This window comes from Ruegeria arenilitoris (genome assembly GCF_013035315.1).
In the GTDB taxonomy this organism is placed as follows: domain Bacteria; phylum Pseudomonadota; class Alphaproteobacteria; order Rhodobacterales; family Rhodobacteraceae; genus Ruegeria; species Ruegeria arenilitoris_D.
This window is the reverse complement of sequence record NZ_WQHP01000008.1, coordinates 160,181-167,465: the sequence shown is the minus strand read 5'-3', so window position 1 is coordinate 167,465 and position 7,285 is coordinate 160,181. Positions and strand designations below refer to the sequence as shown.

The 7,285-nt window shown below is 59.5% G+C and carries 8 protein-coding genes; 5 read left to right on the top strand and 3 right to left on the bottom strand.

The features are described 5' to 3' along the window. The first annotated feature begins 174 nt into the window (after positions 1 to 174). The 4 genes from dusA to GOV53_RS17345 are packed head-to-tail and all read left to right on the top strand — an operon-like array spanning position 175 to position 3,593. The gene (dusA, locus tag GOV53_RS17360; protein ID WP_217361261.1) at positions 175 to 1,188 is read left to right on the top strand and encodes a tRNA dihydrouridine(20/20a) synthase DusA; all 1,014 of its coding nucleotides are present in this window, start codon (positions 175 to 177) and stop codon (positions 1,186 to 1,188) included. Positions 1,189 to 1,228: 40 nt separating this feature from the next. Continuing rightward, complete coding sequence (locus GOV53_RS17355; RefSeq protein ID WP_170468679.1) at positions 1,229 to 2,053, top strand: sulfite exporter TauE/SafE family protein; 825 nt, start codon at positions 1,229 to 1,231, stop codon at positions 2,051 to 2,053. Further along, the gene (locus GOV53_RS17350) at positions 2,050 to 2,832 is read left to right on the top strand and encodes a hypothetical protein (RefSeq protein ID WP_170468677.1); all 783 of its coding nucleotides are present in this window, start codon (positions 2,050 to 2,052) and stop codon (positions 2,830 to 2,832) included. The genes GOV53_RS17355 and GOV53_RS17350 overlap by 4 nt, the downstream gene beginning before the upstream one ends. 32 nt (positions 2,833 to 2,864) lie before the next feature. Further along, positions 2,865 to 3,593 (top strand): STAS/SEC14 domain-containing protein, encoded by a 729-nt coding sequence (locus tag GOV53_RS17345; protein ID WP_170428259.1) that lies wholly within the window; start codon positions 2,865 to 2,867, stop codon positions 3,591 to 3,593. 257 nt (positions 3,594 to 3,850) lie between these two features. On the opposite strand, the gene GOV53_RS17340 is transcribed toward GOV53_RS17345, so the two are convergent. The 3 genes from GOV53_RS17340 to ccmI are packed head-to-tail and all read right to left on the bottom strand — an operon-like array spanning position 3,851 to position 5,789. Then, positions 3,851 to 4,084, bottom strand: a complete 234-nt coding sequence (locus GOV53_RS17340; protein ID WP_170428256.1) for a DUF1289 domain-containing protein — start codon at positions 4,082 to 4,084, stop codon at positions 3,851 to 3,853. Between the two features lie 17 nt (positions 4,085 to 4,101). Continuing rightward, positions 4,102 to 4,566 carry a Holliday junction resolvase RuvX gene (gene ruvX / locus GOV53_RS17335; protein WP_170428253.1) on the bottom strand — a complete coding sequence of 155 codons (465 nt, stop codon included), beginning with the start codon at positions 4,564 to 4,566 and terminating at the stop codon, positions 4,102 to 4,104. Beyond that, positions 4,563 to 5,789, bottom strand: a complete 1,227-nt coding sequence (gene ccmI / locus GOV53_RS17330) for a c-type cytochrome biogenesis protein CcmI (protein WP_170468674.1) — start codon at positions 5,787 to 5,789, stop codon at positions 4,563 to 4,565. The genes ruvX and ccmI overlap by 4 nt, the downstream gene beginning before the upstream one ends. A 196-nt stretch (positions 5,790 to 5,985) precedes the next feature. Here ccmI and GOV53_RS17325 point away from each other — a divergent pair, with 196 nt between their 5' ends. Beyond that, positions 5,986 to 7,230: a sarcosine oxidase subunit beta family protein gene (locus GOV53_RS17325; RefSeq protein WP_170468673.1), complete on the top strand. Its 1,245-nt coding sequence runs from the start codon at positions 5,986 to 5,988 to the stop codon at positions 7,228 to 7,230. Positions 7,231 to 7,285 lie beyond the last annotated feature (55 nt).

The following is a 7,285-nucleotide window of genomic DNA, read 5'->3' as shown; positions in this document are numbered from 1 at the left end:
CCTCCCATCCGGTGCAATCGCGTAGGGCAGGTCGCAAGACCTGCCCTTTCTTTTTTGTGCCGAAGGCCCTGTCTGATGTGATGCGCCCTTGGTTGCGAAACCACGTTTGGTGCAGTAAGCCAGCAGCCTAGTTTAGCCCGAGATCAACCGATGACAGCGCCGTCAAACTCTGTGATGCAAAGACAATCCACTTCGGCAGCCCGTGTTTCACAGGCCGCAAGGCTGTCTGTTGCGCCGATGATGGACTGGACCGATCGCCATTGCCGCTATGTACATCGACTGCTGAGCCAGCAAACGCTTCTATACACTGAAATGGTGACCGCCCCGGCCTTGGTACGCGGAGGGGCATTGCATCTGTTGGACTACAATCCCCAAGAACACCCTGTCGCCCTGCAACTGGGTGGGTCTGATCCGCAAGAACTGGCGCAGGCGGCGCGACTGGGGGCGCAGGCCGGGTATGATGAGATCAACTTGAACTGCGGCTGCCCCTCGGACCGGGTTCAATCGGGAACGTTTGGTGCGGTGTTAATGAAAGAGCCCGAACGGGTCGCTGATTGCGTTGCTGCAATGCGTGAGGCGGTTGACGTCGAGGTCACTGTGAAATGCCGCATCGGGGTCGACGATCAGGAACCCGAACAGGTTCTGCCAGATTTCTTGCAGGCCATTCAGGCAGCGGGATGCCAGCGCGTGACAATTCATGCGCGTAAGGCCTGGTTACAGGGGCTGAGCCCCAAGGAAAATCGGGACATTCCACCGCTAGACTACGATCTGGTGCACCGCATGAAGGCGGCGTTCCCCGATATGCATGTCTCGATCAATGGTGGCATTACCTCGTTGAAACAGGCGCAGGCGCAGCTTGAGGCCGGTTTGGACGGCGTCATGATCGGGCGCGCAGCGTATCACCAACCAACTGATATTCTGGCTGAGGCGGACGTTCGGATTTTTGGCGCCGGACAGGTGGCTGATCCGATTGATGTCGTTCACAAAATGGTGCCCTATGTGGAACGTCACCTTGCCAATGGTGGGCGTTTGCACCAGATCACGCGTCATATGCTGGGCCTGTTTGCCGGTCGCCCGGGCGCACGCGCATGGCGGCGGGCTTTGTCCGAGGGTGCGGTGCATGACGGTGCTGGCCCCGAGGTGATGCTGCAGGCTCTGGACAGTATCGCGCCATTGGCCGAGGTTTGAGTGGAACGGAGTACGGCTGTAAGGCCGGTTTGGGGGGATGATGCCCGAGACGATGTTGCTGGCCCAGATGCTGGGCCTTTTGCTTGTGATCGGGGCGCTGGCCGGCGTGCTGGCGGGATTGCTGGGCGTTGGGGGCGGCATTGTGCTGGTGCCTGCGTTTTTCTATGCGTTTCAGACCCTTGGGTACGGTGGCCCGCAGTTGATGCAGCTGTGTCTGGCGACCTCTTTGGCGACGATCATCGTGACTTCGTTGCGCTCGGTTCTGGCGCATAACAAGAAAGGCGCGGTCGATTGGGATATTCTGCGCGGTTGGGGGCCGGGGATCGCGGTCGGTGCTATTGTCGGCGTACTGGTCGCCTCGGCCTTGCGGACCGAGGCACTGCAGGCTCTGTTCGGGGTGCTGGGCATGGTGATCGGTGCTTATCTGGGGCTTGGCAAATCCGAGTGGCGGCTTGGCGACGCAATGCCCAAGGGCGTGAAACGCGCGGTTCTGTCCCCGTCGGTTGGGTTTTTGTCGGTGCTGATGGGGATTGGCGGGGGCAGCTTTGGTGTGCCGTTGATGAGCCTGTTCAACACGCCGATTCACCGGGCGGTGGCGACGGCGGCCGGGTTTGGCGTGATCATCGCCGTGCCCTCGGTACTCGGTTTTCTTTTTCTTGACATCGCGCCCGAGCATCGCCCTCCGCTGACCATTGGGGCCGTCAATCTGGTGGCTTTTGCAATCGTTGTGGCCATGACCATGATCACCGCCCCGTGGGGGGTGAAGCTGGCGCATGCGATGGACCCCAAACCTTTGAAGCGCGTGTTTGCAGTGTTCCTGACGCTGGTTGCGCTGAACATGTTGCGCAAGGCACTGGGGCTGTGACCGACTTTTGGGACAAAGGCTGGATTCGGTTTCCGTATGATCCTGCCCTTGCCCGATGGGTTGATCATGCCTTGCCGCAGGCGCGGGCCTCGGTCACCGATCTTGTCTTTGCCGAGTGGCTTGATTGCGAAGGCACGTGGTTTATCGGGGTAGATGCGCTGGACAACGATCCTGAGGGCAGGGTGGGGCAATCGGACCCTCTTTCAGGTCAGGCCATGACATTTGTCTCTCAGCATTACGGGCACTTGCCGCTTCACAAGGGGCAGGTCTCGGTTGTTTATCCCGGCTATCCACGACCGCGCCGTGGCGAAAGCGAAGCGGCCAGTCGTTACCGGCAGAACCGTGATGCGGCACATGTGGACGGGTTGCGCCCTATGGGGCCGGATCGTCGCCGACGCGTCGACGAACCGCATGCCTGGATCCTTGGTATCCCGTTGACCGAGGTCAGCGCGGACGCCGCCCCAATGGTTCTGTGGGAAGGCAGCCACAAGATCCTGGGTTCTGCTTTTGCGCGCGCAATGGAGGGCCAGCCCAAGGACGCCCTGCATCAGATCGACATCACTGACATCTATCAGGCAGCCCGCCGCGAGGTTTTTGAAACTTGTCCCCGAATCGAGTTACCCGCAAAGCCGGGGGAGGCGTATCTGCTGCATCGCCATTGCCTGCACGGTGTTGCGCCCTGGGCCGACGGGGCTTCGGCCGGGCCGGATGGACGGATGATCGCCTATTTCCGCCCTGAATTTGCAGGGGGTGTGGCGGAGTGGATCGAATCCCCGTAACCTCCTGCCATTATTCAGGTTTGGAGGGTTTCATGATTACGGTTCATACGGATTCAGAAGGGGCACAGATCGAGGTCGAGCTGTCCGGCGAAGTCACCAGCAAAGATTACAGCGAAACATTGGTACCCGCGATTGAGGCCGCACTGGCGGATCATGACGCGGTGCGGATGCTGGCTATCGTTCAACCAGAATTTCAAGGCTATGACCTTGGTGCCGCTTGGGCGGATACGAAACTTGGCCTCAGCCATTGGCGCGGGTTCGACCGCATTGCTGTTGCAGCCGATCAGGGCTGGGTCCGATCCGGCGTTCATCTGGCTGCACCGATTTTGCCGTGTCCGGTTCAGGTTTTTGATCTTGCAGAACTTGAGGCCGCGCGCCGTTGGATGCGAGAATCTCTGGGGGCCATTCATGTCACCGATCTGGGCGGACCCTGTGTTCAGATCAGCCTGATGGGAAAACTGGACCCGGATCAATATAAACAAGCCGAGCGCGATCTTGATGCCGTTCTAAGTACCAAGGACGGGTTTCGCCTGCTGATTGATTTGCGAGAGTTTGACGGCTGGCAGGGGCTGACAGCGTTGGCCGCGCATTTCCGGCTGGCACGAGGGCACGTAGGACTGTTGGACCGCGCGGCCATTGTGGGGGACAAGGCCTGGCAGCATATCGCGCAACGCGTGGCCAGTCATGTTCTTGGCGCGCGTACGCAGTTCTTTCCGTCCGAAGAGTTTGAAAGCTCAAAGACCTGGCTGGCGGCGGGATAGCGCGTCTGTTTTGCAACATAAATGCTGCGCAAATTGACCATTACGTCAAGTTAAGTAAGCGAGCGTTCAATTTTTCTTGATCGACTGGTCAAAAAACATTAAGCAAACAGTGTCCGCCCGTCTAACCACTTCGGGCGAAACACAATTTTGAAACGCCGCTGTGGGTTGCCACTCACTCACCGTTTGTCTTAGAACTTGACCCCCTCGTAGTTCAGACCAACTCGCAGCGGCGCGGATACATCCCTGAATTGAGGATTTTAGGACTTGTTCAAGCGTGCAGAACGTCCGCCGCGCCGCTTGGCAAGGCGCGGTTTGCGGGCAGGCAGATCTTCCATGATTTCTGCGCGTTCACTGCTATCCATTTTTGACCAGCGCGTGATCTCGTCAATGGTGCGATAGCAGCCGGTACAGATGCGTTCGGTCGGGTGCACGACGCAAATCTGGATGCAAGGGCTTTCGACCTCGTTCCTTTTCCAGACCATGTTTGTCATCGGTGTTCCCCGTGCCGTTACAAAAAGCGCAGCCTATCCAGCGCTCCTTGCAGAATATAGCCAGCCGCAACGTGATCGATAACCTGTCCGCGACGTTTTCGTGTCGTATCCGCCTCCAGCAGTGCTTTTTCTGCCGCAACCGTGCTAAGCCGTTCATCCCAAAAGCCGATTGAAACCTCGGTCAGGCGCGACAGGTTTCGGGCAAAAGCGCGGGTTGATTGGCAGCGAGGGCCTTCGGTCCCGTCCATGTTTTTAGGCAGGCCGAGGATAACACCGCCGATCTCGCGATCTGCGATGATCTCCAGCAGGCGAGCGGAATCGAGAGTGAATTTTTTACGCCGCACAGTCTCAAGCGGGCTGGCGACACCGCGCATCCGGTCGGACACGGCGACACCGATGGTCTTTTCGCCCAGATCCAGCCCCATCAGCGCTGTCATCGGCGGAAGATTGGCCGCGAAATCTTCAAAAGCGTCATGGATCATTGTGCGATACCGGCTTGGTAGGCTGCGGCGTCGATGATCTCGAGCGCTTCTGCGTTTCCGGCAAAGACTTCCATCGCCTCGTTCTTGATGTCGATGGCGCGCTGTCCTTCGCCCAGAACGCCCAGCGCAGCTATCAGGCGGGCCCAGTCTTCTGGCGCACCACCTTCGGTGGCCAGCCGGTCCGACAGCTGATTGACCATGCCACGGATCATCTCTTGCCGTTCTTCGGGGGGCAGGGCGGCCGCAGCATCGATATCGTCCTGCGAGGGACCAGAAATTGCGGGTGCCGGAATCTCGGGCGCGTTGAACACACCTGCGCGGAAGGCCAGTTCATCCAGCTGCGCCAGGATCGCATCCGCCCAAGGAGCTCCGGCAGGCGCGTTGCGCAGCGCGTCGGTCCAGATACGGTATCCAATGTCAGGCCGCCCGACCTGCACCATCATCTGGCCCAGGTAATACAGCGCCGGACCATGGCGAGGATCGCGCTGCAGCGCCTGACGCAGCGCCTCTTCGGCTTCGGGCGACACATATCCGCGTGCCGACAGGATCATCATTTCGGCCAGATGCGAATAGGCGTCCGCAGGAACCTGATCTCCAGACAATTCGATGACACGCTGTTGAGCTTTGTAGGCCGCCGGAAAATTCCCTGCGTTCGCTTCATGTTGTGCCAGAAGAATGTGCCCCTGAAGATCGTCAGGGCGCGCAGCCACGGTTTCGCGAAGCTGGTTCAGCAAAGAGGCGTAGCTTTCATCCAACTCCGGCAGCGGGGCTGGCGTTGCGGCGGCTTCTGCCTCGGCCTGATTGGGGCGTTCCGCGCGGAGAATTTCGGCCTGTTCAAGCCGCAGAGACAACGGCTGATCCGGCAGGCCCGCTGCGCCCATAAGGTTGTACATCCAGGCCGCGCCCCCAACCAGAAAGGCACCAACAAGCGCAATCCCAGTGATCGTGACCCAAACCGGTGGCCCGGCCTGCGCTGTCTGCGCCTGCATTTGGGCATCAGCCGCCAGAATACGACGCGAGATTTCAGTTCGCACACGCTCGGCATCTGCTTCGCCAATAACGCCGCGCGCCAGATCCTTGTCCACTCCCGCCAGCTGTTCACGATAAACTCGCAGGTCATAAGCAGCGGCCGGTTCGCGCGTATCGCGCCCCCGCAGCAGGGAAAAACCCAAAAACACCGCTGTTACCAGCGCGGTCAAGATGATCAGGGCCCAGAACGTCATGGCTTCTCCGATATGGCTGCCCTGACTTAGACCTCTGGGCAGGGCGAAAAAAGGGACAAATGGCCGCTGTTCGACTTCATGTCGCAATAATGGAGCCTATGTCGCAATAATGCGATATTACGGCGTTGCACGGCAGGGGCGTATTGTCGTTACACGGCATATCTTCGCCCAATCACCGAACCGGATGGATTCGCTTATGAAACACTATTCAGCCTTTGCTGTGGCGCGCGAAGCGCTGCGCTATCACACCGGATGGGAGCGCGCGTGGCGTTCGCCCGAGCCCAAGAAGAAATACGACGTCATCATCGTCGGTGCCGGCGGCCACGGATTGGCCACGGCGTATTACCTGGGCAAGAACTACGGCATCCAGAATGTTGCCGTGATCGAAAAGGGCTGGCTGGGCGGTGGAAACACCGGCCGCAACACGACCATCATCCGCTCGAACTATCTGCAGGATCCGTCTGCTGCGCTTTATGAAAAGGCGCGTGGCCTGTACGAAGATCTGAGCCAGGAGCTGAACTATAACATCATGTTCAGCCCTCGCGGCGTCATGATGCTGGCGCAAACCCAGCACGAGATTCGCGGCTATCAGCGTACCGCGCATGCGAACGCGCTGCAGGGCGTAAAGACCGAATGGATCGGGCCAGAGCGCGTCAAGGAACTGGTGCCGATCATCAACATCGACGGGCCGCGTTATCCGGTTCTGGGTGCCCTGTGGCAGGAACGCGGCGGCACAGCTCGCCATGACGCGGTTGCGTGGGGGTATGCCCGTGCATGTTCCGCGATGGGCATGGACATCATCCAGCAGTGCGAAGTCACCAGTATAAGGTCGGAAAATGGCCGTGTCGTTGGTGTGGATACAACCAAGGGCGCGATTGATTGCGAAAAACTTGGCATCGTGGTTGCGGGGCATTCCGGCCAGCTGGCCGAGATGGCAGGCTTCCGTCTGCCGCTTGAGGCGATTGCGCTGCAGGCTCTGGTGTCCGAGCCGATCAAACCCTGCATGGATGTAGTCGTGATGGCGAACACCGTGCACGGCTATATGTCTCAGTCTGACAAAGGCGAGATGGTGATCGGCGGTGGTACCGACGCGTACAACAATTTCACGCAGCGCGGTTCGTTCCACCATATCGAGGAAACGGTGCGGGCGTTGGTCGAGACCTTCCCGATGATCTCGCGTCTGAAGATGCTGCGCCAGTGGGGCGGGATCGTGGACATGACCGGTGACCGGTCACCGATCTTGTCGAAAACACCTCTGGGCGGTTGCTTCATCAACTGCGGCTGGGGCACGGGCGGCTTCAAGGCCATCCCGGGCTCGGGCTGGGGCATGGCGCAGCTGATGGCCACGGGTCATTCACCGCTGACCGAAGCCTTCACGCTGGACCGCTTCAAAGAAGGCCGCTTTATCGACGAAAGCGTTGCTGCCGGGGTGGCGCACTAGGGTCCGACCTAAAAGCGCCACTGTTTAGAATTCTGGTTGGCCGCGGTGCCAACCG